At 61.0% G+C, this 24,055-nt stretch carries 26 protein-coding genes; 17 read left to right on the top strand and 9 right to left on the bottom strand.

Translation table 11 applies throughout. The annotated features are described in order from the left end of the window. The first annotated feature begins 3 nt into the window (after nt 1–3). The 10 genes from NCN06_RS10080 (at nt 4) to NCN06_RS10040 (ending at nt 10,387) form a co-directional block, all read left to right on the top strand. Nucleotides 4–4,101 carry a DNA-directed RNA polymerase subunit beta' gene (locus tag NCN06_RS10080; protein ID WP_226398675.1) on the top strand — a complete coding sequence of 1,366 codons (4,098 nt, stop codon included), beginning with the start codon at nt 4–6 and terminating at the stop codon, nt 4,099–4,101. A 35-nt stretch (nt 4,102–4,136) separates the two neighbouring features. Then, nucleotides 4,137–4,289, top strand: a complete 153-nt coding sequence (locus NCN06_RS10075) for a CAB/ELIP/HLIP family chlorophyll-binding protein (protein WP_115093315.1) — start codon at nt 4,137–4,139, stop codon at nt 4,287–4,289. Beyond that, nucleotides 4,286–5,344, top strand: coding sequence for a dual-specificity RNA methyltransferase RlmN (rlmN, locus tag NCN06_RS10070; protein ID WP_226422289.1), 1,059 nt, complete (start codon nt 4,286–4,288; stop codon nt 5,342–5,344). Before NCN06_RS10075 ends, rlmN begins: the two co-directional genes overlap by 4 nt. A 66-nt stretch (nt 5,345–5,410) precedes the next feature. Continuing rightward, entirely contained in the window at nt 5,411–7,165 is a 1,755-nt protein-coding gene (locus NCN06_RS10065) for a sodium:solute symporter family protein (protein WP_226398677.1), read from the top strand. Nucleotides 7,166–7,195: 30 nt separating this feature from the next. Continuing rightward, entirely contained in the window at nt 7,196–7,321 is a 126-nt protein-coding gene (locus NCN06_RS12800) for a DUF8624 family small hydrophobic protein (RefSeq protein ID WP_255453122.1), read from the top strand. A 30-nt stretch (nt 7,322–7,351) separates the two neighbouring features. Next, nucleotides 7,352–8,164, top strand: coding sequence for a HEAT repeat domain-containing protein (locus NCN06_RS10060; RefSeq protein WP_115022225.1), 813 nt, complete (start codon nt 7,352–7,354; stop codon nt 8,162–8,164). Nucleotides 8,165–8,238: 74 nt separating this feature from the next. Continuing rightward, entirely contained in the window at nt 8,239–8,442 is a 204-nt protein-coding gene (locus NCN06_RS10055; RefSeq protein WP_115022223.1) for a DUF2997 domain-containing protein, read from the top strand. After that, nucleotides 8,442–8,834, top strand: coding sequence for a DUF1257 domain-containing protein (locus tag NCN06_RS10050; protein WP_115093245.1), 393 nt, complete (start codon nt 8,442–8,444; stop codon nt 8,832–8,834). The genes NCN06_RS10055 and NCN06_RS10050 overlap by 1 nt, the downstream gene beginning before the upstream one ends. A 3-nt stretch (nt 8,835–8,837) precedes the next feature. Continuing rightward, nucleotides 8,838–9,188 (top strand): ferredoxin, encoded by a 351-nt coding sequence (locus NCN06_RS10045; RefSeq protein ID WP_226398724.1) that lies wholly within the window; start codon nt 8,838–8,840, stop codon nt 9,186–9,188. Beyond that, nucleotides 9,188–10,387 carry an aldo/keto reductase gene (locus NCN06_RS10040; protein ID WP_250398898.1) on the top strand — a complete coding sequence of 400 codons (1,200 nt, stop codon included), beginning with the start codon at nt 9,188–9,190 and terminating at the stop codon, nt 10,385–10,387. The genes NCN06_RS10045 and NCN06_RS10040 overlap by 1 nt, the downstream gene beginning before the upstream one ends. A gap of 9 nt (nt 10,388–10,396) precedes the next feature. Here the strand turns inward: NCN06_RS10040 and rsmG are convergent, their stop codons facing one another. After that, nucleotides 10,397–11,128, bottom strand: a complete 732-nt coding sequence (gene rsmG, locus NCN06_RS10035; protein WP_250398897.1) for a 16S rRNA (guanine(527)-N(7))-methyltransferase RsmG — start codon at nt 11,126–11,128, stop codon at nt 10,397–10,399. Nucleotides 11,129–11,153: 25 nt separating this feature from the next. On the opposite strand from rsmG, the gene NCN06_RS10030 reads away from it, so the two are divergent. Both NCN06_RS10030 and NCN06_RS10025 read left to right on the top strand, forming a co-directional pair. Then, nucleotides 11,154–11,693 carry a J domain-containing protein gene (locus tag NCN06_RS10030; protein WP_250398896.1) on the top strand — a complete coding sequence of 180 codons (540 nt, stop codon included), beginning with the start codon at nt 11,154–11,156 and terminating at the stop codon, nt 11,691–11,693. A 16-nt stretch (nt 11,694–11,709) separates the two neighbouring features. Then, nucleotides 11,710–11,907, top strand: a complete 198-nt coding sequence (locus tag NCN06_RS10025) for a DUF3143 domain-containing protein (RefSeq protein WP_350223191.1) — start codon at nt 11,710–11,712, stop codon at nt 11,905–11,907. A 12-nt stretch (nt 11,908–11,919) separates the two neighbouring features. On the opposite strand, the gene bioA is transcribed toward NCN06_RS10025, so the two are convergent. Further along, entirely contained in the window at nt 11,920–13,218 is a 1,299-nt protein-coding gene (gene bioA, locus NCN06_RS10020; RefSeq protein WP_226398682.1) for an adenosylmethionine--8-amino-7-oxononanoate transaminase, read from the bottom strand. A gap of 31 nt (nt 13,219–13,249) precedes the next feature. Here bioA and NCN06_RS10015 point away from each other — a divergent pair, with 31 nt between their 5' ends. Then, complete coding sequence (locus NCN06_RS10015) at nt 13,250–13,525, top strand: hypothetical protein (protein WP_250398895.1); 276 nt, start codon at nt 13,250–13,252, stop codon at nt 13,523–13,525. Nucleotides 13,526–13,529: 4 nt separating this feature from the next. Here the strand turns inward: NCN06_RS10015 and NCN06_RS10010 are convergent, their stop codons facing one another. From NCN06_RS10010 to NCN06_RS09990, 5 genes are read right to left on the bottom strand one after another with little or no spacing between them, the layout of a single operon-like run. Then, on the bottom strand, nt 13,530–13,685 hold the full coding sequence (locus NCN06_RS10010; protein ID WP_170951106.1) for a hypothetical protein: 156 nt from the start codon (nt 13,683–13,685) through the stop codon (nt 13,530–13,532). Then, complete coding sequence (gene bioD / locus NCN06_RS10005) at nt 13,682–14,341, bottom strand: dethiobiotin synthase (protein WP_226398684.1); 660 nt, start codon at nt 14,339–14,341, stop codon at nt 13,682–13,684. The genes NCN06_RS10010 and bioD overlap by 4 nt, the downstream gene beginning before the upstream one ends. Beyond that, nucleotides 14,338–15,150 carry a methyltransferase domain-containing protein gene (locus tag NCN06_RS10000; protein ID WP_250398894.1) on the bottom strand — a complete coding sequence of 271 codons (813 nt, stop codon included), beginning with the start codon at nt 15,148–15,150 and terminating at the stop codon, nt 14,338–14,340. Before NCN06_RS10000 ends, bioD begins: the two co-directional genes overlap by 4 nt. Continuing rightward, nucleotides 15,084–15,800 carry a serine aminopeptidase domain-containing protein gene (locus tag NCN06_RS09995; protein ID WP_226422294.1) on the bottom strand — a complete coding sequence of 239 codons (717 nt, stop codon included), beginning with the start codon at nt 15,798–15,800 and terminating at the stop codon, nt 15,084–15,086. The genes NCN06_RS10000 and NCN06_RS09995 overlap by 67 nt, the downstream gene beginning before the upstream one ends. After that, nucleotides 15,800–16,939 (bottom strand): aminotransferase class I/II-fold pyridoxal phosphate-dependent enzyme, encoded by a 1,140-nt coding sequence (locus NCN06_RS09990; RefSeq protein WP_226398687.1) that lies wholly within the window; start codon nt 16,937–16,939, stop codon nt 15,800–15,802. The genes NCN06_RS09995 and NCN06_RS09990 overlap by 1 nt, the downstream gene beginning before the upstream one ends. A gap of 54 nt (nt 16,940–16,993) precedes the next feature. Here NCN06_RS09990 and NCN06_RS09985 point away from each other — a divergent pair, with 54 nt between their 5' ends. After that, on the top strand, nt 16,994–17,926 hold the full coding sequence (locus NCN06_RS09985; protein ID WP_226398688.1) for a bile acid:sodium symporter family protein: 933 nt from the start codon (nt 16,994–16,996) through the stop codon (nt 17,924–17,926). 5 nt (nt 17,927–17,931) lie between these two features. On the opposite strand, the gene NCN06_RS09980 is transcribed toward NCN06_RS09985, so the two are convergent. Continuing rightward, nucleotides 17,932–18,162 (bottom strand): hypothetical protein, encoded by a 231-nt coding sequence (locus NCN06_RS09980; protein WP_226398689.1) that lies wholly within the window; start codon nt 18,160–18,162, stop codon nt 17,932–17,934. A 245-nt stretch (nt 18,163–18,407) separates the two neighbouring features. On the opposite strand from NCN06_RS09980, the gene NCN06_RS09975 reads away from it, so the two are divergent. Continuing rightward, nucleotides 18,408–21,182, top strand: coding sequence for a DEAD/DEAH box helicase (locus tag NCN06_RS09975; protein ID WP_226398690.1), 2,775 nt, complete (start codon nt 18,408–18,410; stop codon nt 21,180–21,182). 2 nt (nt 21,183–21,184) lie between these two features. On the opposite strand, the gene NCN06_RS09970 is transcribed toward NCN06_RS09975, so the two are convergent. Next, a complete protein-coding gene (locus tag NCN06_RS09970) occupies nt 21,185–22,618 on the bottom strand; it encodes a class II fumarate hydratase (protein ID WP_226398691.1) in 1,434 nt (477 codons plus the stop codon). 60 nt (nt 22,619–22,678) lie between these two features. Here NCN06_RS09970 and NCN06_RS09965 point away from each other — a divergent pair, with 60 nt between their 5' ends. Then, nucleotides 22,679–23,194 (top strand): DUF1997 domain-containing protein, encoded by a 516-nt coding sequence (locus NCN06_RS09965; RefSeq protein ID WP_226398692.1) that lies wholly within the window; start codon nt 22,679–22,681, stop codon nt 23,192–23,194. Further along, on the top strand, nt 23,178–24,047 hold the full coding sequence (locus NCN06_RS09960) for a P-loop NTPase family protein (protein WP_226398693.1): 870 nt from the start codon (nt 23,178–23,180) through the stop codon (nt 24,045–24,047). The genes NCN06_RS09965 and NCN06_RS09960 overlap by 17 nt, the downstream gene beginning before the upstream one ends. Nucleotides 24,048–24,055: the final 8 nt, after the last annotated feature.

Raw genomic sequence — 24,055 nt, 5'->3', positions numbered from 1 at the left:
GCCATGACCTCTTCCTCGAAATCCCGCAAGTCCAAATCCAGCAAAGCCTCCAAAGCCTCCAAGGCCGCCAAGGAGGCTCCTGTGAGCGCATCCCGTCCGCTCTCGAAGACCCCGCCCCCGTTCCGCAACCAGGTCATCGACAAGCGGGCCCTTAAACAGCTCGTTGCCTGGTCCTACAAGAACCACGGCACGGCGGTGACCTCGTCTATGGCCGACAACCTCAAGGATCTCGGCTTTAAGTACGCCACCCAAGCTGCCGTCTCGATCTCCGTCGACGACCTGAAGGTGCCCGAGGCGAAGAAGGATCTGCTGGGCCAGGCCGAGGAACAGATCACGGCCACCGAAGAGCGTTACCGCTTGGGTGAAATCACCGAGGTTGAGCGTCACACCAAGGTGATCGACACCTGGACCGAGACCAACGAGCGTCTGGTCGATGCCGTCAAAAAGAACTTTGACGAGAACGCACCGCTCAACTCGGTGTGGATGATGGCCAACTCCGGCGCGCGGGGAAACATGTCCCAGGTGCGTCAGCTGGTGGGCATGCGCGGTCTGATGGCCAACCCGCAGGGCGAAATTATTGACCTTCCGATCCGCACCAACTTCCGTGAGGGTCTGACGGTTACCGAATACGTCATCTCCTCTTACGGCGCCCGTAAGGGTCTGGTGGATACAGCGCTTCGTACCGCTGACTCCGGCTACCTCACCCGTCGATTGGTTGACGTTGCCCAGGATGTGATCGTCCGTGAGGACGACTGCGGAACCACCCGCCACATCGTGGTGGAGGCCGAGAATGGCAAGTTCCGCAGCCGGCTTGTGGGTCGCCTGACCGCCGCCCAGGTGGTGAATGCGGATGGCGAGGTGCTCGCTGAGCGCGACACCGAAATCGATCCGCCTCTGTCCAAAGCCTTTGAGGCAGCTGGGGTGAACGCGGTGAGTGTGCGCTCGCCGCTCACCTGCGAAGCCAACCGTTCTGTCTGCCGCAAGTGTTACGGCTGGGCACTGGCCCACAACGAACTGGTGGATCTGGGTGAAGCCGTCGGCATCATCGCTGCCCAGTCGATCGGTGAGCCTGGAACCCAGCTCACCATGCGGACCTTCCACACCGGTGGTGTGTCCACGGCTGAAACCGGTGTGGTTCGCTCCAAAGCTGCGGGCACCGTTGAGTTCGGCAGCAAGGCGCGGGTGCGCCCTTACCGCACGCCCCATGGTGTGAACGCTCAACAGGCTGAGGTTGACTTCAATCTCACGATCAAGCCTTCCGGGAAAGGAAAGGCGCAGAAGATCGAGATCACCAACGGCTCCCTGCTGTTTGTCGATAACGGTGCCGAGATTGATGCCGACGTGACGGTGGCTCAGATCGCTGCTGGTGCGGTCAAGAAGAGTGTTGAGAAGGCCACCAAGGATGTGATCTGCGATCTGGCCGGCCAGGTCCGCTACGAGGAGGCGATTCAGCCCCGCGAAGTCACCGACCGCCAGGGCAATATCACCCTGAAGGCTCAGCGCCTCGGCCGGATGTGGGTGCTTTCGGGCGATGTTTATAACTTGCCGCCCAACGCACAGCCCGTCGTTGGTGGTGAGACCCAAGTCACCGAGGGTCAGGTTCTGGCTGAGGCAAGCCAGCGCAGTGAGTACGGCGGTGAAGTGCGCCTGCGCGATTCCATCGGTGATTCCCGCGAGGTGCAGATCGTCACCACGGCGATGACCCTCAAGGACTTCAAGCTGCTTGAGGAGTCCACCCACTCCGGTGAGATCTGGAATCTCGAGGCCAAGGATGGCACCCGATATCGCCTCAACACCATCCCCGGCAGCAAGATCGGTTCCGGTGAGGTCATTGCCGAACTGGCTGATGATCGCTTCCGCACCGGCACCGGTGGCCTGGTGAAGTTCGCACCCGGTCTGGCGATCAAGAAGGCCCGTTCCGCCAAGAACGGCTACGAAGTCAACAAGGGCGGCACCCTGCTGTGGATCCCCCAGGAAACCCACGAGATCAACAAGGACATTTCCCTGTTGATGATCACCGATGGTCAGTGGATCGAGGCCGGCACCGAGGTTGTCAAAGACATCTTCAGTCAGACCGCCGGCATCGTCACTGTTACCCAGAAGAACGACATCCTGCGCGAAATCATCGTCCGCAGTGGTGAGTTCCACCTCTGCACAGATGCCAAGGCGTTGGAGCGTTTCGAGGGCGATGGCCAGATGGTCAACCCAGGCGAGGACGTCGCCAAAGGGCTGTCCGTTGATGCCATGAAGTATGTGCAGACGGTCGAGACCCCTGAAGGAAAAGGCCTGCTGCTGCGTCCGGTTGAGGAATACACCATCCCCAATGAGGCCCAGCTGCCTGAGCTGTCTCATGTGAAGCAGGCCAATGGCCCTCACCTCGGAATCAAGGCCACCCAGCGTCTGGCCTTCAAGGACAACGAACTGGTCAAGTCAGTCGAGGGTGTGGAGCTGCTGAAGACGCAGCTGCTTCTGGAGACCTTCGATACCACCCCTCAGATGACGGTGGATGTGGAGAAGGCTCCCGACAAGCGTGCCAAGACCATTTCCCGTCTGCGACTCGTGATCTTGGAGTCGATCCTTGTGCGTCGCGACACCATGTCTGACTCCAGCCACGGTTCGACCCACACCGAGCTGCAGGTTGAGGACGGTATCTCCGTCAAGGCTGGCGATGTTGTTGCCACCACTCAAATCCTTTGCAAACAGGCTGGCCTGGCGCAGTTGCCAGAAGCGACGGAAGCCGACCCGGTGCGTCGGATGATCGTCGAGCGCCCCGAAGACACCACCACCCTCAGCACCTCCGGCAAGCCGGTGGTGAGCGTCGGTCAGCGGATTGTCGACGGCGACCCTCTCGCTGATGGGGAAACTGCCAGCTGCTGTGGTGAGATCGAGGCTGTTTCCGGTAACAGCGTCACCCTGCGTCTGGGACGCCCCTACATGGTGTCGCCGGACTCCCTCCTGCACGTGCGCGATGGCGACCTGGTGCAACGGGGTGATGGTCTGGCCCTGCTGGTGTTTGAGCGGCAGAAGACGGGTGACATCGTTCAGGGTCTGCCCCGAATCGAAGAATTGCTGGAGGCCCGTCGCCCCCGCGAATCCGCGATTCTCTGCAAGAAACCCGGAACCGTTGAGATCAAGCAGGGTGAAGACGACGATTCCCTCGTCGTCAATGTGATCGAATCCGATGATGCCATCGCTGAATATCCGATCCTGCTTGGCCGCAACATCATGGTGAGCGATGGTCAGCAGGTCACAGCTGCTGAACTGCTGACGGATGGCCCGATCAACCCGCACGAGCTTCTCGAGTGCTACTTCGAGGATCTGCGCAGCCGTAAGCCTCTGATGGAGGCCGCACAGGAGGCGATCGCTAATCTGCAGCACCGGTTGGTGACTGAGGTTCAGAACGTTTACAAGTCTCAGGGCGTGTCGATCGACGACAAGCACATCGAAGTGATTGTGCGTCAGATGACCAGCAAGGTGCGGGTGGAGGATGCCGGTGACACCACCCTGTTGCCGGGTGAATTGATCGAACTGCGTCAGGTGGAGGACACCAACCAGGCAATGGCGATCACGGGCGGTGCTCCCGCCGAATTCACGCCGGTTCTGCTGGGTATCACCAAGGCGTCTCTCAACACCGACAGCTTCATCTCCGCCGCCTCCTTCCAGGAGACGACACGGGTCCTGACGGAAGCCGCCATCGAAGGCAAGAGCGACTGGCTGCGCGGTCTCAAGGAGAACGTGATCATCGGTCGCTTGATCCCTGCCGGTACAGGCTTCAGTGGTTTCGAAGAGGAGCTGCAGAAAGAGGCTGGTCCCCACCCCGATATCCTGTCGGAGGACCCCGCTGGTTACCGCCGCATGCAGAACCTGCGTCCCGACTACACCGTTGATATGCCTCCTGCGGCGAGTGGCACTGCTGTTCTGGATGACCCCAGCGATGCCGACCTTGAGGCCACCCGCACCCGCCACAACATCGACCCCTCGGCGAGCAATTTCGCCGCGTTCACCCGTCCGGACGCCGACAATGAGCTGAAGGAAGAGCAGGTGGTTGATGCTGAAGCCGTTGAAGGTCTTCAGGAGGAAGGCCTGCTCTCTGACGAATGAGCTCCGCTCAATTGTTCACCGTCGCAGACCCTTCCATGCTTGAGCCCACTGAGATCCCCACGAGACGCCTGCCCCGGTATGGGTTCCACACCCATACCGAGCGGCTGAACGGACGCTTGGCCATGCTTGGCTTCATCGCCCTGATGGCGGTGGAGATCAAGCTGGGCCATGGTTTGCTGATCTGGTGAGCCAGGCTCTGCTGGGTCGCAGTGCGGCCGAGCTGCAGGACTGGGCGGTTGCTCAGGGGCAGAAACCTTTCCGCGGCCGTCAGCTCCACGATTGGATTTATGCCAAGGGTGCCCGTTCCTTGGCAGACATCACGGTCTTTCCCAAGACCTGGCGTGCCGCGCTGCTCGAGGACGGCATTGATGTCGGTCGCCTGAAGGAAGTGCATCGTTCAGTGGCAACCGATGCCACCACCAAGCTGCTGCTTTCCACAGAAGACGGCGAGACCATCGAAGCCGTGGGCATTCCCACCGACCAGCGGCTCACGGTCTGTGTCTCCAGCCAGGTGGGTTGTCCCATGGCCTGCCGCTTCTGTGCCACTGGAAAAGGGGGGCTGCAGCGTTCGCTCCGGACCCACGAAATCGTGGATCAGGTGCTGAGTGTGCGTGAGGCGATGGAACGACGTCCTTCCCACATCGTTTTTATGGGTATGGGTGAGCCTCTTCTGAACAGTGAGGCTGTTCTGGAGTCGATTCGCTGCCTTAATGATGATCTCGGCATCGGCCAACGGCGCATCACCGTCAGCACGGTTGGTGTTCCGAAGACCTTGCCGCAACTTGCGGAACTGGCCATGCAGAGGTTGGGGCGAGCCCAATTCACCCTTGCTGTGAGTCTCCATGCGCCCAACCAGAGGCTGCGCGAGGAGCTCATCCCCACGGCCCATGCCTATCCCTATGAAGCTCTTCTTGATGATTGCCGTCACTATCTGGATGTGACCGGTCGCCGGGTGAGTTTCGAATACATCCTTCTCGGTGAACTCAACGACCAGCCCCACCACGCTGCAGAGCTAGCGGATCGCGTTGGTGGCTTCCAGAGCCATGTGAACCTCATCGCCTACAACCCGATTGAGGAGGAGGAGTTCAAGCGGCCGACGCCGCAGCGAATCGAGGCGTTTCGTCGTGTTCTTGAACGACGTGGTGTCGCCGTCAGCCTTAGGGCAAGCCGCGGGCTTGACCAGAATGCGGCCTGCGGCCAGCTACGGCGTCAGCAGATGACCTCGAGCTCCGCAGAGAGCTGAACGTTGGGACGAACGGTGGGCTGATGGCGTGTTCATCAGCAGACTGCTGCTGAACAGGGTCTTCGAATGACAGCAATCGACTGGCTGCTTCTCGGTGCCTACCTCGCCCTCACCCTGATGTTGGGGTTGTGGCTCTCGCGCCGCAACAGCGGCGAAGAGGATTATTTCGTGGCCGGCCGTCGTCTCAACGGTTGGCTCGCTGGTGCATCGATGGCCGCCACCACCTTCTCCATCGACACGCCGCTGTACGTCGCTGGCCTCGTGGGCGCACGCGGCTTGGCGGGGAACTGGGAGTGGTGGAGTTTTGGTTTGGCCCATGTGGCGATGGCTGTTGTGTTTGCGCCCCTCTGGCGGCGTAGTGGCGTGCTGACCGATGCCGCTTTCACCGAGTTGCGTTACGGCGGTCCGGCGGCGGCATGGCTGCGAGGCATCAAGGCCTTCCTACTGGCCGTGCCGGTCAACTGCATCGGCATCGGTTATGCCTTCCTCGCGCTTCGCAAGGTGGTGGAAGCCCTGGGCCTGGTGTCCGGTCAACCTGCTGCCCTGGGGCTCACAGACACGGTCTGGTTGTTGATGGTCGTGGCCCTGCTCGTGATGAGCTACACCGTTGCCGGTGGCCTTTGGGCTGTTGTGGTCACCGATCTGGTCCAGCTTGTGCTGGCGTTGGCGGGTGCCCTGGCCGTGGCCGTGGCTGCCCTGCATGCAGCAGGCGGAATGACGGCTCTTCTGGAGCAACTGCAGGCCTTGCAAAGGCCCGAGCTGCTGTCTCTGGTGCCTTGGACCTGGGATGAGTCTGGCTTCAGTTGGTTGCAGGGCAGTGGCATCAGCATCCCGATGTTTACGGCCTATATCGCTGTGCAGTGGTGGAGTTTCCGCCGCAGCGATGGGGGGGGTGAGTTCATCCAGCGGATGCTGGCCACCCGTGATGAGCAGCAGGCACGGTTGGCGGGCTGGGTGTTCCTTGTGGTGAATTACCTCGTGCGCAGCTGGCTCTGGATCGTCGTTGCTCTGGCGGCTCTGGTGCTGTTGCCGGCCGGCGCTGATCTGGAGCTGGGCTATCCAGCCCTTGCGGTGCAACTGTTGCCCCCCGTGGCGCTCGGCCTAGTGGTGATCTCGCTGGTGGCGGCGTTCATGAGCACCGTGAGCACATCGGTCAATTGGGGTGCCAGCTACCTCACCCACGACCTGTATCAGCGGTTTGTTCGTCCTTCCGCCACTCCGCGGGAGCTGTTGCTGATCGGGCAACTCACCACTGTTCTGCTGCTTGTTCTGGGCGTGATTACAGCCCTGATCAGCGACAGCATCGGTGCGGTGTTCCGCCTGGTGATCGCCATCGGTTCAGGCCCGGGTGTGGTCCTGGTGCTGCGCTGGTTCTGGTGGCGGGTCAACGCAGCGGCTGAGCTGTCGGCCATGCTTTGCGGCTTTTTTGTGGGTGTGTTCACGTCTGTGGTTCCCCTGGTTCGGATTGAGGATTACGGGGTTCGCATTGCGGTGATCACCGGCCTCTCAGCGGTGGTCTGGTTGGCTGTGATGCTGACCACGCCTCCGGAATCGGATGCTGTCTTGGAGCAGTTTGTGCGGACGGTTCGCCCTCCGGGACCTGGTTGGGCACGTCTTCGCCAGCGCTTTGGCGTCATGCCCATGGAGTCCCTACCTGCGATGTTGCGTCGCTTCGTTCTCGCTTGCGGTGTGCTGTTCGGCGGCTTGCTCGGGACGGGTGGGTTTCTGTTGCACCAGCAGTGGACTGGCTGGATTGGTCTGTCGGTTCTGATCCTCTCGATCTGGCAACTGCGGCGGCGTGTCGATGCCGTGCCGTCTTGAGCAGAATGGCGCCTTGGTTGCAGTGTTCCGGTGTCGTTTTTTCGTTCCACCCTTCTGCCGGCTCTGATTGTTCTTCTGTTCGTTCTGGCGTTGGTGGCCGTGAGTGCGCGGATCTGGCTCCCCGGTGACATGCTGGCTCCAGCTCCGATGGGTTGAGCCCTGGAATGCCTCCCGTAGCATCGATCCATGACTGACGATCGCAGCCAACAGAAGGACCAGGGGCTCTCCAACCTTTCCGTGGATCCTGAACTTCTGGCGCGCGAGCTGGCGGCCGAAGAGGACGTGGATCCGCTTGATGCGATCCAGCTCGACAACACCGATCAGGATTCCTCCCTGGAGATTGCCAGGGCCTGTGACCAGGCTCTGATCTGGTTGCGGGGCAAACACGGAGAACGTTTGCAGGGTTTGCAAGTGTTTTGCGAATACCGCGACCCCAGGGCGATCGCCTTGCTGCTGCCTCTGCTGCAGAACTCCTGTCCAGTGGAGCGGATGAGTGCGGTCTACGCCTTGGGTCGTAATCCATCGCCTCCGGCCGTTGAACCGCTGCTGCAGCTGCTGCAGATGGATGCCAATGCCTACGTCCGTAAGGCCGCGGCTTGGAGTCTGGGCAATTTTCCGGATGCGCCGGTGCTCAATCCGCTCATCCGTGCCTTGCAGACGGATGTCGCTGCTGTTCGCCTGTGGTGTCCAGGCTCGTTAGCTGAGGCCGGCAGCCGTTCACCGGTGAAGGCAGACCCCGCTGCGGGGCAACTGCTTGTAAGCCTGCGCATCGACAGCGAAGCGGTGGTGCGCAGCAACTGCATTTGGGCCTTGGGCCGTTTGATCGATCAGCTGGTGCAACCGCGGCAAGCCGAGATCGTTGAAGCTCTGGTCAGTGCCCTGCTCCACGACGGTGAGATTTCCGTGCGTGATGAGGCCAGAACCGCTCTCGAACAACTGGAGGATCCGCTGGTGCTGGAACGTCTGCAGACGTTGATCAACGATGGATTCATCCTGTAACAGGGCTATGTAACGAGGAAGGCAACAATCAGCGGTGACCCCCACTAGATTGCTGCGCAAATCACGCCGCTTCGATGCCCCAGAAGACCATTCGTTTCACCATTCGGCCCGATGGTCGTGTGGAAGAGCGGGTCGAGGGGGTTGCTGGTGAGGCGTGCCAGCAGCTCACTGAAGAAGTTGAAGCTGCACTTGGAACGGTTGAACGTCAGGAGTCCACATCCGAAGCGTTTCTGCAGCCTGAGGTCCAGTCCCAGATTCTTCCCGCTCATACGAACTGATGTCGCATTTCAGCACCGTAAAGACCGAACTGCGTCAGCTCGAGCCTCTGGTCAAAGCCCTGGAAGATATGGGCTATGCCCCTGATCAGGGGGAACGTCCCGTGCGTGGCTATCGCGGTCAGACCGTCACGGCCGATCTGGCCATCGCAGTGCAAGAGGGAGGCGACATCGGCTTCCGCTGGAACAGCGCATCTGAGTCCTACGAGCTGGTGACCGATCTAGATCTTTGGAAGCAACAGATTCCTGTGGAACGCTTCCTTTCCAAGCTCACCCAGCGCTACGCCTTGAACTCTGTTTTGGCAGCCACCTCAAAAGAAGGTTTTCAGGTCGCAGAACAGACCCAGGCACAGGATGGTTCGATTGAACTCGTGGTGACCCGCTGGGACGCTTGAAACCTGGCTGATCCTTCTTCTTACGCCTTCTCAGCCCCCGCTCGGCCGCAGGAGCAACCAACAGGGCGCGAGCCCTTGCTCGGCGGAGATATGCGAGACCAGGCTGTCTGGGTTGACGAGGCCGTCTGCATTGGCTGTCGCTATTGCGCCCACGTGGCTTCCAACACTTTTGTTGTTGAGCCACATCTAGGACGCTCCAGAGCGATCCGACAGGACGGTGACTCCACTGAATGCATCCAGGAGGCCATCGATACCTGCCCCGTTGATTGCATTCACTGGGTTCCCTTCGAGTCGCTTGAAACGCTGAAGCAGAACCTGATTCGCCAGAATCTTCAACCTCGTCCTCAGGGTTGATGTCGCTGCCCACCCGTCGATTCGGCCGCACGGAGCTCGAGATTCCCCTGTTGTCTCTGGGTGGAATGCGGTTTCAGCAGAGCTGGACCGACCTTCCCCCAGACGAAATCACTCCCGCTTCCCAGACCCAGGTCGAAACGACCCTGAAGCGAGCGGTGGATCTGGGCTTTCATCACGTTGAAACGGCGCGGCACTACGGCAGTTCCGAGCGTCAGCTTGGTTGGGCCCTGCCGCGTACGCCCGACCCTTCACGTCTGCTTCAGAGCAAGGTGCCTCCCCGGCCAGATCCCGCCGCGTTTGAGGCGGAACTGGAGCTCAGCTTTGAGCGGCTGGGTTGTGATCGCCTGGATCTGCTGGCCATCCATGGCATCAACCTGCCGGAGCATCTCGACCAGACCCTTCAGCCTGGGGGATGCATGGAGGTGGTGCGCCGCTGGCAGGCGGATGGACGGATCGGCTATGTGGGCTTTTCAACCCATGGACCCACGGCGTTGATCGCTGATGCCTGCGCTTCAGGTGCCTTCGACTATGTGAACCTGCACTGGTATTACATCCGTCAGGACAACAGTCCAGCCCTGGATGCTGCCCGCCGTCAGGACATGGGGGTGTTCATCATCAGTCCCACGGACAAAGGCGGCCATCTGCACACGCCGTCCCAACGGCTATTGGAGCTGTGTGCACCACTGCATCCCATCGTGTTCAATGATCTGTTCTGTTTGCAGGATCCGCGGGTGCACACCATCAGTGTCGGAGCCTCACGGCCAGAGGATCTTGACCTTCACCTGGAGGCGCTGCAATTGCTGCCGGATGCGACGGCTTTGATTGCCCCGGTGGACCAGCGGCTGCGGCGTGCGGCCGATGACGCGCTGGGTCGTGACTGGATGACCACCTGGTTCGTCGGGCTGCCGCCTTGGCATGCGACGCCGGGGGACATCAATTTGCCGGTGTTGCTTTGGCTGTACAACCTGCTTGAAGCCTGGGATCTCGAGAGTTATGCCAAGGCCCGTTATCGGCTGCTGGGCTCGGGAGGGCACTGGTTCGCCGGTGCCAACGCCGATGCCTTTGATGGGGAGGTCAGTGCGCAGGAGTTACAAACCGTTCTGCAGGCGAGTCCGTGGCGTGAGCGCATCCCCGACATCCTGCTCAGCCTCAAGGACAGGCTCAAAGGGGCATCCCAGATGCGACTGTCGAGCGTCTGAACGGTCGGCTTACGTCCCAAGGGGTTCACGGCTCGGCGTTCCCACGGCCCTCGGGTAGCTGCGGGGGCAGGGCCCGGTCGGTTGTACCCGCAACAGATGGCGTGTGCCGCGATCGTTGGGGAGCTGCCGGTGCTGAACCTCAACCAGGCGGGCCTGCAGCAGGCGCAGGGCCTTGTTGAACGGCACGACATCGGTGTCATTCCACTGGCCGCGATAGAGCAAGGCCTGCCCGTCCGTGTTCAGCAGGGGCACGAGGTATTCGGCCACCACAGGGGCTGCCGCCACGGCCCTGGCCACGGCTCGATCGAAACTGCCGCGGAACGTGCCGTCGCGACCGGTGGTCTCGATCCGCTCGGTGCGGACGCGCACTCGATCAGCCAGCCCCAGGGTGTTGGCCATGGCTTCAACGGCGGCTGTCTTGCGCCCAACTGAATCCAGAAGGGTCACCCGTGCATTGGGCAGGGCAATGGCGATGGCCAGCCCGGGGAATCCACCCCCGGTGCCCACATCAATCCAGTGCAACGGCTGTTCCGGTGATTGCAGTTCTCCCGTCAGCGGCCAGAGGCTGTCAAAGACCTGACCCACCCAGAAATCATCACCATCAACCAGGCGCGTGAGGTTGACCTTTTGATTCCAGCTCTGCAGCAGGCCCTGAAGGGCGACCAGCTGGTCGCGCTGCGCTTGCGATGGCTGCCATCCCAGTGCGTCCCAGTACGCCGGTTCAGGCGCGGTGGCGGCCATGGCTGGAGCAACAACTCTTCTTAGGATGAAGGACCGGCCGTCCCCTGTGTCCGAAGCCCGCCTCAGCCATCACGAACGGCTTGGCGTGCGCCCAGGGGTCGACGCTGAAACCCTGCGTCAGGCCTTTCGACGTCAATCCAAGGCCCTGCATCCCGACACGACGCAACTGCCGCCAGAGCAGGCCAGCATTGCGTTCCAGCAGCTCAAGGAGTCCTACGACGCGTTGCTGCGCCAGAGTCAATCAACCCTCAACCTGGACTCACCAGCAGTGCCAACGGCACCGCCTCTGGAGAGCCAATCCCGCCCTGATGCCTGGCAGGGCATCGGTCAACGTCGACCTCTGTCTGGCGGTGAATGGTTTTCCTTATTGTTGTTGAGCATTGCTCTGTTGCTCAGCCTGGTGCTGGGGTTGGGGGTAGCTCTTGCGCAGGGGCGCGACTGGCAGGTGTCACCCAGCTGGTTGGCGGATGAGCAGACTCAAAGAACAACCGTGCGTTCGCTGACTGATGGCCGCCCTGCCCCCGGAGAGCACCCCGCTGAATCAGCACTCTCTCCGGGCGCTTGAGGCCTGGCTTCATCAGATGGGTGCGATTCGCATGGATGACAACCCCTGCCAGTGGATGCTTGAGCGTTCTGAATGGAGGGCCCTGCTGCTGCTTGAGCGGGAGGATCTCAAAGTGATTTGGCACCCCGGTTCGCTGGAAGCGATGGTGCAGTGTTCTCTGCCTTACGGCCTCTCCCGAGCCGATGTCGAAGCGGCGATTCAGGCGGGTCCTTGAGGCCAAAAGAGCTCAGAGCTGATCAAGGGCCATCGCGATGACCGCGTAGCACCGTTCCAGCTGGGCATCGCTGATGCAGAGCGGTGGCAGCAGATAGACCACCTGGCCCAGGGGTCTCAGGAAGACTCCGTTTTCCATGGCCAGTCGCTTCAATTTCGGACCCGCCGGGTTGAGGTAGCCGGAGGTCCCATCCACGACGAGATCGAAGCCGGCGACAGTCCCCGTCAATCGAGGGTGCTGCACCCGCGGATGCCGTGCCAGCTGCTCTAGGTGCGGTCGATGCCGTTCTTCGAACTGTTGAAATGCAGCGGGGTTGCGCTCCAGCAGGTCGAGGCTGGCGTTGGCCGCGGCGCATCCCAGTGGATTGGCGGTGAAGCTGTGGCCGTGCCAGAGGGTCAAGCAGGGGTCTTCACCGACGAAGGCTTCGAACACCTCTTCACTGGCCATGGTGACGCCCATCGGCAGGCATCCACCCGTCAACCCTTTGGAAAGGGCCATCAGATCTGGCCGGATGCCCGCCCGCCTGCTTGCGAACCAGTCGCCACAGCGTCCGAAGCCGGTCAGCACCTCGTCGGCAATCAGCAGCGATCCTGCCTGGCGGGTTCGTGCTTCCACCTGCCGCAGAAATTCAGGCCGCACCATGGCCATTCCGCCGGCTCCCTGAAGCAGAGGCTCGAGAATTACTGCCGCTGTCGGCGTCTCCAGCACGCGTTCGAGCACCTCCAGCGCCGCCGATTCCTTGGCCTCCACGTCGTCGTCGTCCCACCAGGTAGCTGGCCAGGGAACACGGGCGACGGGAAAGAGCTTGTCTTCGAAGGGCGCGCTGAACAGGTTGCGTTCACCAACGGCCATCGCTCCGAAGGTGTCTCCGTGGTACGCCCCGTCGAAGGCGACGATCTGATGGCGAGGTTGTCCCCGGTTGGCCCACCACTGGCAAGCGATCTTGAGGGCCACTTCCACCGCGGTTGACCCGTTGTCGGAAAAAAACAGGCGTTGTAGACCGCAGATTCCGCTCAGTCGCACCGCTAGTTGCTCCGCGGGCTCGTGGGTGAAGTCGGCAAAGATCACCTGCTCGAGGCAGGCGGCCTGATCGGCGATCGCTTTGGCCAACTCCGGATGGGCATGGCCATGCAGGGTGACCCACCAGCTGCTGATGGCATCGATCAGGGGCTCTCCTTCCTCGCGGATCAGCAGGGCACCGTCCCCAGAGACCACCCGTTGAGAGCTGGCTGCCTTGGCCATCTGCGTGAAGGGGGGCCAAAGATTTGGATGTCGTATTGGCCCCATGGCAGCAGCTGTAGCTTTTGCCATATTGGATCTGGAGCTGTTACTGATGCCCTGGATGGCTGCCACACGCACCCGTCGTCAGTCCAAGCGTTTTGCCGTCCCAAGCAGGCCTGAGGGGGCAGCAGTGCGTGGCCCTATGACGCGACGCCTTGTCCTTCCGGAGGGCGACTGGCAATCGATCCGCAGTGATCTTGAGCTGCGGGGCTGGTCGTCTTCCCAGCTGGAGATAATTCAGGCGGAACTCCGTCAGGGCTGGCCCCTGCGGATCGCAGTACGCCATGCAGCGATGCGGTTAGGTACCTGCCCCACGGGTTCAAAATCCCTGGGCTGATCCCTCAACGGCACACATCACTGTTCTTTTCTGCCTCTGTGGCGATGGCGCTGCAGTTCACCCAGCGCACGAGCTGCACTTCGATATCGGTGAACAGCACCAGAATGCCCACGCACAGTGCTGAAACAGCCAGAGTCGCCAGGGTTTGACGTGAAGTCACAGGGAAGTTCGGTTCAGCACCTGTTGAAATTTAGTGCTGAGATCCTGCTCATGCCAAAGCCGCTCCAGAACTGTTGCTGAGAGTGAGGCTTGCGGTTGGAGTTGCGCTAGCACCGGAACATCACCGAACTGTTCGAGGGTGCCGGGGTTGTCCTGATGCAGAGGGCCGTTCAGGATCAGTCCCAGCACCGTGAGATTGCGTTTTCGCAATGCTTCCAGGCTGAGCAGGGTGTGATTAAGGGTTCCAAGCCCACTCCGGGCGACCAGCACGATCGGCAACTGCCACTGCACCAGTTGATCGATCTGGAGCCAGCTGCGGGTGAGGGGGACCATCAGGCCTCCAGCTGTCTCCACCACCAGGGCCCCCCGATGGTTGGGAATCTGGAGTTGGGCCGGGTCGAGAACAGTTGCGTCCAGTTCGGCGGCCCAGTGGGGGGAGACCGGCTCTTGGAAGGCATAGGCCTCGGGCAGCATCCGTTCCGGAGGGAGGTCCAAGAGCTGGCGCACCCGTTCCCGGTCACCACCGCCCTCAAGACCGCTCTGTACCGGTTTCCAATAGCTGGCTTCAAGTCCCTGCACCATCCATGCACTCACCACGGTTTTGCCAACGTCCGTGTCCGTTCCGCAAACCACCAGTCGACTGAAGCTGCTGTTCATCGCTTCACCATCAGGATCAACATCTTCCAGGTCAGGGCGAACTGTGGCGACTGATCGGATTGGGGCCAAGCCTGGAAGACGGCCTTCCACTGACCTGGGGTGAGTTGGCCAGCGTTGGTTGCCGAAGCGCCAACGTTGCTCATGGGTCGCAGCAGCTTCAGCGGATTGGCGGCGTGCTGGGTGAAGCTCAGGCACTGTTCCAGTTGCACCACGCCATCGGGGAGGGCCTCCATCAGTTGATCCCGCACTGGCATGGTCAAGGCGGTGCAGTTCTGACTGGCTTTTTGGGCGGCCTGCTGCCATTGCGGAAAACTGCCATCAATCGGCACCGCTAGGGCCAGCCAGCCTTGGTCCGCTAGCCCATCCACCCAGGTCCGAAGTTGCTGCGCCGGATCCGGCAACCAATGAAGAACAAAGCTGGAGGCCAGCAGTTGAGGTGGTACTGGCAAGTCCGGCAGTCCGCTGCTCAGGTCATGCCGCAGGATCTGCGCCCCGCTGGGATGGCTTCTCAGCATGGCTGCACTCCCATCGATGCGTATCACCTCCTGCCCGGGGTGAAAGGCCTCCAGGGCCGCGGCGAGATGACCGGTACCGCTGCCTAGATCAGCCCAAAGGCCGCGCGGGATCGCGCAGCGTCGGCTGAGTTGGGCGAGACGCCAGGCCATTGCCCGTTGCAGCAGGGCGTCGGTTGCGTAGGTCGGTGCTGCGCGACTGAACCGCTCCAGAACTTGGTCGGAGCGAATCACAGGCCCTCCAGCCATCGCTGTACCACCACGAAGACCCTTGGCGTGATCAGCGCGTGACCCCATGTCGGGTCGCGATGGAGGGTCAGCGGTTGATGCCCCAGCGCATCGATGAGCTGTTGCGCTGACTCTGCAGGCACGACTGCATCCCGTTCGCCCTGCACCACCAGAACAGGAACGGTGTCTGGCCACCCCGTCGGCAGAGTCCGGCAGTCCGCCAGCAGGTCCAGATCCTGCTGGAGACGCTGGCGCCCCAGTGTCGTCAGGCCCTGCAGCAGGGGGTTGGGGGGCAGGGCGCTGAGGGCATGAGGTGAAGCTGCTTTGTCGAGGAATCGTTCCAGCATCAGCAGTTCCTGGTCAGTGCCCAGGGCTGCCTGCATTCCCTGTAGAGCGGCCCCGATAGAGCGCCCTGCTCGCCCATCCGGCACAAATCTGGTGAAGCTGCCAAGCAGCACCACTGCCGATGCCTTCTCCAGGACGGATGCTGGCAGCAGATGGAGCCCCAGGGAGTGGGCGATCAGCACGTTTTGTTCCGGGCCGTTTCGTGTTGGGCCGTTTCGTGTTGGGAAGGTGGTCCATGCCGGTGGAATGGGCTTCTCACTGCCATAGCCCCGTTCGGCGACGTTCCAGATGGCCCCCCCCTGCTCGAAGTGCTTTCGCCAGTGGGACCACGCGCCGGCGTGGCCTGCCCAACCATGCATTGCCAGGATCTGCATCATCGAGCGCAGAGGGCTGCGAGCAGTTGCTCCAATGTGCCCTCCGGCAGGTCCCGCCGCAGCACCAGGCGCAACCGGGCGGTGCCTTCAGGCACTGTGGGTGGTCGGATCGCGACCGAAAGCAGACCGGCCTGCTCCAGCTCTTGCTGAAGGTCGAGCGCGTCTTGGTCCCCACCGACCAGCAAGGGGAGAACTGGTCCGCTCCCTTGGGGGCGCGGCCAGCCCTGGTTCATGAGTGCTGTTCTCCAGAATTCAGACCGTTGGCACAGCTCGGATCCCCAGGTCGGGTTGGACTGGATCAAGTTCAGGGCGGCTTGGGCCCCAGCCACCAGTGGTGGCGCCAGGGCCGTGGTGTAACGGAAGGCTCCACTGGTCTGAAGCAGCCGTTCCATCGTGTTGTGATCCCCTGCGAGAAAAGCGCCTCCGCTGCCGAAAGCTTTCCCAAAGGTGCCGCTGACCAAAGCCACAGGCTGTCGGAGTCCATGGCAAAGCCCGCGGCCTTCTGGACCCAGCACGCCTAGGCCATGGGCTTCGTCGACCAGCAGATGTGCACCGTGGTGGGCACACAGGTCGGCCATGCCTTTCAGGTCGGGACTGGTGCCTTCCATGCTGAACAGGCTTTCGGTCACGACCAAAGGTGTTGTCGTTGCGTGCTTCAGCCGCTGCAGACGCTGGTCGAGATCCTGAAGATCGTTGTGGGCAAATCGTTGCAGCCGTGCCCCACTCGTGCGGATGCCTGCCAGCAGCGAGTGGTGAATCAGCCGGTCCACCAACACGGTGGTGTGCCGTTCACTCAGGGCTGTTACGGCGGCGATATTGGCTTGAAATCCACTGGGGAATAGCAGCACCCGATTCCGATCCAACCAGGCGGCGAGGGCCGACTCCAGCTCCAGATGACGTGGTCGGGTGCCTGTGATGAGTCGAGAGCCACCGGCGCCGACCCCATCGGAGGCCATGGCTTCCATCGCCGCCGCGACGACAGTGGGATGCCGGCTGAGGCCGAGGTAGTCGTTGCTGGCCAGATCGAGAAGTTGGCGCGTTCCAGACGGATCTCGCAGTTGCCAGGGTTCCCGGCCGGAGTCCCAGCTCCGCAGGCGACGGCGGCGCGCCGGGTGAATGGGAGAAGCCTGGTCCCGCATCACAACAGTTTGGAACCCGCCCTGATCAAGGATGGCCGCAGTCCTCTGATCGTCATGACCTGGGAGCGTTTTACTCTGCTTTTTCCGCTTTGGACGTTGCTGGGAGCTGTTCTGGCCCTGGTGCATCCACCCCTCTTTGTCTGGTTCAGGGGGCCACTGATTGCCCTTGGACTGGGCGTGATCATGTTGGGCATGGGCGTGGGGCTGACGCCGGCAGACTTCCTGCGCGTTGGTCGCAGGCCGCGCGCCATGCTGCTCGGGGTGCTGGCGCAGTTCCTGGTGATGCCGGCCCTTGCAGCAGCCATTGCGGCGGCCCTGCATCTGCCCGCACCTATTGCAGTGGGTTTGATTCTTGTCGGCTGTTGCCCGGGGGGTACCGCCAGCAATGTGGTGGCACTGATCGGCCGCGGTGATGTGGCGCTTTCGGTGGTCATGACAACCATCAGCACCCTGGCTGCTGTTGTGCTGACTCCACGTCTCACGCAGGTTCTCGCCAGTCAGTACGTGCCGGTGGACGGTTGGGCTCTGTTCTTGACTGTGCTTCAGGTGGTGCTGCTGCCCGTCACCGTCGGGGTCGTGCTCAAGCGTGGTCTTCCCGGTGTGGCCAAGCGGATTGAGCCGGTGATGCCCCCTCTGGCAGTGATGTCCATCGTGATGATCGTCTCCAGCATCGTCGGCAGTCAGACAGCGGTGCTGCGTCAACAGGGCCCCGTGTTGATCCTGGCTTGCCTCCTATTGCATGGCGGCGGGTTTTTGCTGGGTTGGCTGATTCCGCGGCTGATGGGCCAAACCGTGCAGGCCCAGCGCACCATCAGCATTGAGGTGGGGATGCAGAACTCGGGATTGGCGGTAGTGCTCGCTCGAAGTGGAGGGTTCGCCAGTCCCCTCACGGCGTTACCGGGCGCCATTTCCGCTGTCATTCACTGTTTGATCGGCAGCGCTCTTGCCGCCCTCTGGAGGCGGCGGCCAACTCCTTCCCTTCGTTAGTCGTCTTAAGTCAAGCCCCCACCGTGGAGTTCGAACAGCAGACGGGCGGCGAGCCCGCGGGAGATGCGTCGTGCCACGAGCAGATCACAGATCCAGGTGAACAGCGGTGGGGCATCGGTGCTGGAGGCCAGGCGCTGTTCGAGGGCCTTCAGCTCCTTGACGTCGCGGCAGCCACGCAGTGCATCAATCAGGGTGTCTTCAGCCGGCCGCGGCTTGCTGAGCTGGGTGGTGGTCACAGCAGGGTGCGTTTCATTCCCTCTGTCATGGCACCGGCGGTGTGCCTCTGTCACCCTTTTGAAGCTGGGTTTCATGGCATAAAAAAAGCCCCGGTGGGCTCACCAAGGCTCGAAGCATTCTCCCTGTTATTTTCACGATCCAGGTCGCTTCCGTCAAAGGATGTCGGCACATCTAATTGATGGCATTGGCCTGGCTTATCGCTTAGCTGAAGGGAAGGCTCAGCAGGCCTCCTTAGGATTGTTCGATGAACCAATCGACACCGGCCACGCCTTCATCAGAGCCCGATGTCGATCGCAGTGCAGCACTGAATCCCTCAGAAATCTTTCCATTCCCGCTGGATGATTTCCAGCTTGAGGCCATGGATGCCCTCAATCAGGGGCACTCGGTTGTGGTGAGTGCCCCCACAGGATCTGGCAAGACGCTGATCGGGGAATACGCCATCCATCGCGCCCTGGCCCACGGCCAGAAGGTCTTTTACACCACACCACTGAAGGCCCTGTCCAATCAGAAATTGAGAGATTTCCGTGCTCAGTTCGGCGTTGAGAACGTAGGGCTGATGACCGGTGACCTCAGCATGAATCGCGAGGCATCCATCGTGGTGATGACCACGGAGATCTTCCGCAACATGCTCTACGCCGAGGCGGATGAGCACGATGATCCCCTGGCTGATGTGGAAGCTGTGGTGCTGGATGAGTGCCACTACATGAATGACTCCCAGCGCGGCACGGTCTGGGAAGAGTCGATCATTCACTGCCCCCCGCCGGTGCAGCTCGTGGCTCTCTCCGCCACGGTGGCGAATGCAGGCCAGCTGACCGACTGGATCGAAAAGGTTCATGGTCCGACAACCTTGGTGATGAGTGATCACCGACCGGTGCCTCTTCAGTTCAGTTTCTGCAGCGCCAAGGGTTTGCACCCTTTGCTGAATGATGCTGGAACCGGACTGCATCCCAACTGCAAGGTCTGGCGAGCGCCCAAGGGGCAAAAGCGCAAGGGACGCTCCCAGAGACCGCCTCAACCGGAACCACCACCAATCAGTTTTGTTGTGGCCCAGATGGCCGAGCGGCAGATGCTCCCGGCGATCTATTTCATCTTTAGTCGACGTGGATGTGACAAGTCGGTTCGGGATCTTGGTGTGCAGTGTCTGGTCACCAAGGAGGAGCAGGCGCGGATCAAGGCTCGCTTGACGGCCTATAGCGACGACAACCCTGAGGCTGTCCGGGATGGAATCCATGCCGACGCCCTGTTACGGGGCATCGCAGCACACCACGCTGGTGTTCTTCCCGCCTGGAAGGAGTTGATTGAGGAGCTGTTTCAGCAAGGGCTGGTGAAAGTGGTCTTCGCGACGGAGACCTTGGCCGCCGGCATCAACATGCCCGCACGCAGCACGGTGATCGCTGCGATGTCCAAGCGAACCGAACGCGGGCATCGCCCATTGATGGGCAGTGAGTTTCTGCAGATGGCCGGTCGTGCCGGACGGCGTGGTCTCGATTCCCAGGGTTACGTCGTGACGGTTCAGAGCCGCTTCGAGGGCGTGCGTGAGGCCGGACAACTCGCGACGAGTCCTGCCGACCCTTTGGTGAGCCAGTTCACCCCCAGCTACGGGATGGTTCTCAACCTGCTTCAGCGCCATGACCTGGCGAAGGCCAGGGAGCTGGTGGAACGCAGTTTTGGCCGTTACCTGGCGGGGCTCGACCTCGTGGAGGACGAAGACAATCTCTCGCAACTGCGGCTGCAACTCAGCCAGCTTGAGGGAGTTGCTGGCGATATCCCCTGGGAAGACTTTGAGGACTACGAGAAAATGCGTGGGCGGCTCCGTGAAGAGCGGCGCTTGCTTCGCATTCTCCAGCAACAGGCTGAGGAAACGCTGGCCAACGAGCTGACGATGGCCCTTCAGTTCGCCAGCACCGGCACCTTGGTCAGCTTGAAGTCGCCACAGCTACGAGGGCGCGTCGCACCAGCGGTGATTGTCGAGAAGGTGAAGGGTCCGGGTCAGTTTCCGCTGCTGCTCTGTCTGACCGATGACAACGTCTGGATCCTGCTCCCCTGTCAGGCCGTGGTGAGCATCCATGCAGAGCTCAGTTGTCTTCAGGTGGATGGGCTGGCGTTACCAGAGTTGACCCGCTCGGGAGAATTGCGTCATGGCGATCAGGCCAGTGGTGGTTTGGCCTTGGCGGTAGCCCATATGGCCCGGCGCCACGACATGACCACCCCGCAATACGACTTGGCCGGGGAAGTGTTGACCCAAGCCCGGCTGGTCCGAGATCTCGAACAGGAGCAGGAGCAGCATCCGGCCCATCGCTGGGGGGATCGCAAGCAGCTCAAGAAGCACCGCCGCCGCATGGAGGATCTGGAACTCGAGATCGCTGAACGTCAGCAGGTGCTGCATCAACGGGCCAACCGTCACTGGGAGACCTTCCTGGCCTTGATGGACATCCTTCAACAGTTTGGATGTCTCGACGAGCTGGATCCCACGGAGATTGGCCGCACCGTTGCCGCGTTGCGGGGCGACAACGAGCTGTGGCTTGGGCTGGCACTGATGAGTGGTCATCTCGATGACCTCTCACCCCCTGACCTGGCGGCGGTGTTTGAGGCGATCAGCACGGAGGTCAATCGCCCTGACCTTTGGAGTGGCTTTCCGCCGCCTGCTGCGGCAGAGGAGGCCCTTCAGGATTTATCTGGCTTACGTCGCGAGCTGCTGAGGGCCCAGGAACGCGCAGGAGTGGTGGTACCAGCTTGGTGGGAACCAGAGTTGATGGGCTTGGTGGATGCCTGGGCAAGGGGAACAACCTGGAGCGATTTGATTGCCAATACGTCGTTAGACGAGGGCGATGTGGTGCGCATCATGCGCCGTACCGTGGATCTGCTTGCCCAGGTTCCCTATTGCGAGGCCATCAGCGAGCAGCTGCGCAGCCATGCCCGGCAGGCTTTGAAAGCCATCAATCGCTTCCCGGTGGCCGAGGCTGAGGATCTGGTTCCATCCTCCGCTGCTCTCAACCCGGCAACAGAGCGGGCAGCCTGAGCTCAGGCATCAGGAGTGGCCATGGCGCTTGGATCCACCTGTTGATCGAAGTCCGCTTCAGTGATGTGACCGAGCTCCAGGGCCGCCTGTTTCAGCGTCAGCCCGTGATGGTGGGCATGTTGAGCGATAGCGCTTGCCTTCTCATAACCGATGCTGGGGGTCAAAGCGGTGACCAGCATCAAGGAGCGGTCGACGAACCTTTGAATCTGCTCCAGATCCGGCTCCAATCCCTCCACCAGGTTCAGGCGGAAGCTGGTTATGGCGTCCTTGAGCATCCGAATCGACTGCAATAGGTTGAAGCCGATCAAGGGTTTGTAGACATTCATCTGCAGATGGCCGCCTGCGCCGGCGGCCGCTACGGCGCCGTCGAGTCCGATCACCTGGGTGCAGACCATCGCCATGGCCTCGCATTGGGTGGGATTGATTTTTCCCGGCATGATCGAACTGCCCGGTTCATTGGCGGGGAGCTGCAGCTCGCCCAGACCGGCCCTGGGGCCGCATCCGAGCAGACGGACGTCGTTGGCGATGCGCAGGAGGGCCACGGATAGAAGGCGAAGCTGCCCCATCGCATGGACGAGGGCGTCATGGCCGGCCATGACCGCGAACAGATTCTCCGCAGGACGGACATCAACTCCAGCGACCCGGCTTAGCTCGTCCGCGACGGCATGGCGGAAGCCCGGGGGGGTGTTTAACCCCGTGCCAACCGCGGTTCCCCCAAGGGGCAGGTCGCCGAGGCTGACCAGGCAGTTCTCAAGCCAGCCCTGGGATTGTTTGAGTTGATCCCGCCATGCGGCGACTTCATCGCCAAGGCGCAGGGGCACCGCATCCTGCAGGTGGGTGCGGCCGATCTTGACGATCGGCATCCAGGCCTGGGCTTTGGCATCGAAGGCATGCACCAGGGCATCGAGTGCTGGCAGCAGCCCATCCCTTAGCTGCTTGGCCGCGGCGACATGGATGGCAGCGGGAAACACATCATTGGTGGATTGCGATCGATTGACGTGGTCATTGGGATGCACCGGACAGTGACTGCCGAGGGCGGTGCCTGACACCTTGGACGCCAGATTGCTGATCACCTCGTTGATGTTCATGTTCGTCTGGGTCCCACTTCCGGTCTGCCAGACCCGAAGTGGGAACTGATCGTTGTGCTGGCCGGCGGCAATGGCATCGGCCGCCGTGCAGATCAGCTCCACCTGTTGAAGGCTCAGAAGCTCATGCTGGCCGTTCACCGTGGCGCAGGAGCGCTTGATCCAGGCCAGGGCCTGGATGATTTCGAGGGGGATCCGTTCATTGCTGATGGCGAAGTTCTGAAGCGACCGCTGGGTCTGGGCCCCCCAGAGCGCCTCAGATGCCACCTCAATGCCACCCAGGCTGTCGGTTTCAATCCTGAACGGCTGCGTCATCGGGGCCTCGGCGCGATCGAGCGTTGAATCGATCATCCGTGATCACCTTCCGTCAGACGTGCCATCGTTCCGCATCAACCGTTTCCTTGTTGTCCGGTGCAGGTTCACCGTTCCCATGGCATCGCTCTTCAGCTGCCCGATGCATCCCTGGCCCAGCTGCAGGGATACCTCTCGCAGCCTGGCCGTCCGATGAAGGCACTGTTGAATCGCAAAAGAGTGGAGCGGCTGCAGAACGGCCGTTTCCTCTATGCGTCTCGGCCCTATCAGCTGCTGAATTTCCAGCTGCAGCCCGAGGTGATGTTTCGCTCTAATTGGGATGGTGATCGACTCTCGATCGTCTTTGAACATTGCACGATTCATGGGCTCGGCCGGTTGCAGGATCTGGTTCAGTTCCAGTGCCAGGCATGGATCCGTCCAGAGCCGGAACGCCTGATGGCAAAGGCTGATCTCAGTCTTGAGCTCTCACCGAGTGGAGCCGCGGCACTTTTGCCGCAGCCGCTGATGAGACGCACTGGGTATCTCGCTCTGGATTTGGTGACGGATCGCTTGGAGAAGCGTTGTCGTACCGGACTGATCAAAGGTGCTCTTGATTGGGTTGCAAGCCACTCCTGAATCTGCTTCATTTCACGGTGGTATCGTCACGTTCTTGGGACGTTCTTCGGCTGTTGTGGTGGTGGATGCGACGGGTTCAGCCACGCCGGTGTTGACGTTCCGGAACCTCTCACTTCGCTGCGATAAATCGAACCCTCAAATTACGTTTCAGACTCCTTGGAATTGGGAGCTTCTGCAGGCAAAGAGAATTGCTGTGATTACAAACAGTTCATTTTTGCGATACCAGTTGACTGCCGCTCTTGCTGGCCTCGTTCCTCCAGTATCCGGTGAAATCGTTAGTGATGGGGTAATTGGCTGGCCTGTTGGCGCGGAAGGCGGGTTGGATAGCAAGTTGCGGATTTCCCACGCGCTCAACTTTCTCTCTACTGTCTATAGCGACTGTCTTGAAAAATCTCGCGTTGGTTTGGATGAGTTTTGGGACCTGTTGTCAGGAAAGGAGATATACCCCAGCTTAATCATCAAAGAGCTTTCGAAAGACCAAAAAGACTTCTTCTTTTTGGCGTTATCTGTTCTCTTCTCGTTTGACTGCTATTTAATATCAAATACAAGGTTTTTAATGACTAGGCCTGCGAAGCCGCTACGATCACTTTTGTTAAAGCAGCTTGAGGGAAAGACCCTTTTTGCCACTGCGAACAACAATCGCTTTCGAAGCGAATTTTGTACCGAGGGCCTTGTTCTGGGCTCCTCAGGCCAGATTCTTTTTTCAGGTGGGCTTTCAGAGTCGATTGAATGGGCTGATCAATATCTTGATGCATCTGATGTGTCAGAATCAGATGACGATCATCTTGTGACGGGTCAAAATCTTCTTAATTTGGAATCTACTGATGATGGATTTGATGATGGTTTCGGTTGAGGAGGCCT

The sequence above is a fragment of the Synechococcus sp. MU1648 genome, from assembly GCF_023630615.1.
GTDB lineage: Bacteria > Cyanobacteriota > Cyanobacteriia > PCC-6307 > Cyanobiaceae > Parasynechococcus.
Note: the sequence above shows the minus strand (reverse complement) of the source record. Positions and strands in the feature narration are given on the sequence as shown.

Bases quoted from the DNA above. Each gene is read 5' to 3' on its own strand.
- NCN06_RS09995 (WP_226422294.1), bottom strand. From the start codon at position 15,800: ATGCAGATCCTGGCAATGCATGGTTGGGCAGGCCACGCCGGCGCGTGG.
- NCN06_RS10025 (WP_350223191.1), top strand. From the start codon at position 11,710: ATGGGTGCGATTCGCATGGATGACAACCCCTGCCAGTGGATGCTTGAG.
- NCN06_RS09990 (WP_226398687.1), bottom strand. From the start codon at position 16,939: ATGCGGGACCAGGCTTCTCCCATTCACCCGGCGCGCCGCCGTCGCCTG.
- bioD (WP_226398684.1), bottom strand. From the start codon at position 14,341: ATGAACAGCAGCTTCAGTCGACTGGTGGTTTGCGGAACGGACACGGAC.
- NCN06_RS10080 (WP_226398675.1), top strand. From the start codon at position 4: ATGACCTCTTCCTCGAAATCCCGCAAGTCCAAATCCAGCAAAGCCTCC.
- NCN06_RS10065 (WP_226398677.1), top strand. From the start codon at position 5,411: ATGACAGCAATCGACTGGCTGCTTCTCGGTGCCTACCTCGCCCTCACC.
- NCN06_RS09975 (WP_226398690.1), top strand. From the start codon at position 18,408: ATGAACCAATCGACACCGGCCACGCCTTCATCAGAGCCCGATGTCGAT.
- bioA (WP_226398682.1), bottom strand. From the start codon at position 13,218: ATGGCAAAAGCTACAGCTGCTGCCATGGGGCCAATACGACATCCAAAT.
- NCN06_RS10040 (WP_250398898.1), top strand. From the start codon at position 9,188: ATGTCGCTGCCCACCCGTCGATTCGGCCGCACGGAGCTCGAGATTCCC.
- NCN06_RS09985 (WP_226398688.1), top strand. From the start codon at position 16,994: ATGACCTGGGAGCGTTTTACTCTGCTTTTTCCGCTTTGGACGTTGCTG.
- rsmG (WP_250398897.1), bottom strand. From the start codon at position 11,128: ATGGCCGCCACCGCGCCTGAACCGGCGTACTGGGACGCACTGGGATGG.
- NCN06_RS10015 (WP_250398895.1), top strand. From the start codon at position 13,250: ATGGCTGCCACACGCACCCGTCGTCAGTCCAAGCGTTTTGCCGTCCCA.
- NCN06_RS10075 (WP_115093315.1), top strand. From the start codon at position 4,137: ATGCTTGAGCCCACTGAGATCCCCACGAGACGCCTGCCCCGGTATGGG.
- NCN06_RS10050 (WP_115093245.1), top strand. From the start codon at position 8,442: ATGTCGCATTTCAGCACCGTAAAGACCGAACTGCGTCAGCTCGAGCCT.
- NCN06_RS10060 (WP_115022225.1), top strand. From the start codon at position 7,352: ATGACTGACGATCGCAGCCAACAGAAGGACCAGGGGCTCTCCAACCTT.
- NCN06_RS09970 (WP_226398691.1), bottom strand. From the start codon at position 22,618: ATGATCGATTCAACGCTCGATCGCGCCGAGGCCCCGATGACGCAGCCG.
- NCN06_RS10030 (WP_250398896.1), top strand. From the start codon at position 11,154: ATGAAGGACCGGCCGTCCCCTGTGTCCGAAGCCCGCCTCAGCCATCAC.
- NCN06_RS10055 (WP_115022223.1), top strand. From the start codon at position 8,239: ATGCCCCAGAAGACCATTCGTTTCACCATTCGGCCCGATGGTCGTGTG.
- NCN06_RS10000 (WP_250398894.1), bottom strand. From the start codon at position 15,150: ATGGGGTCACGCGCTGATCACGCCAAGGGTCTTCGTGGTGGTACAGCG.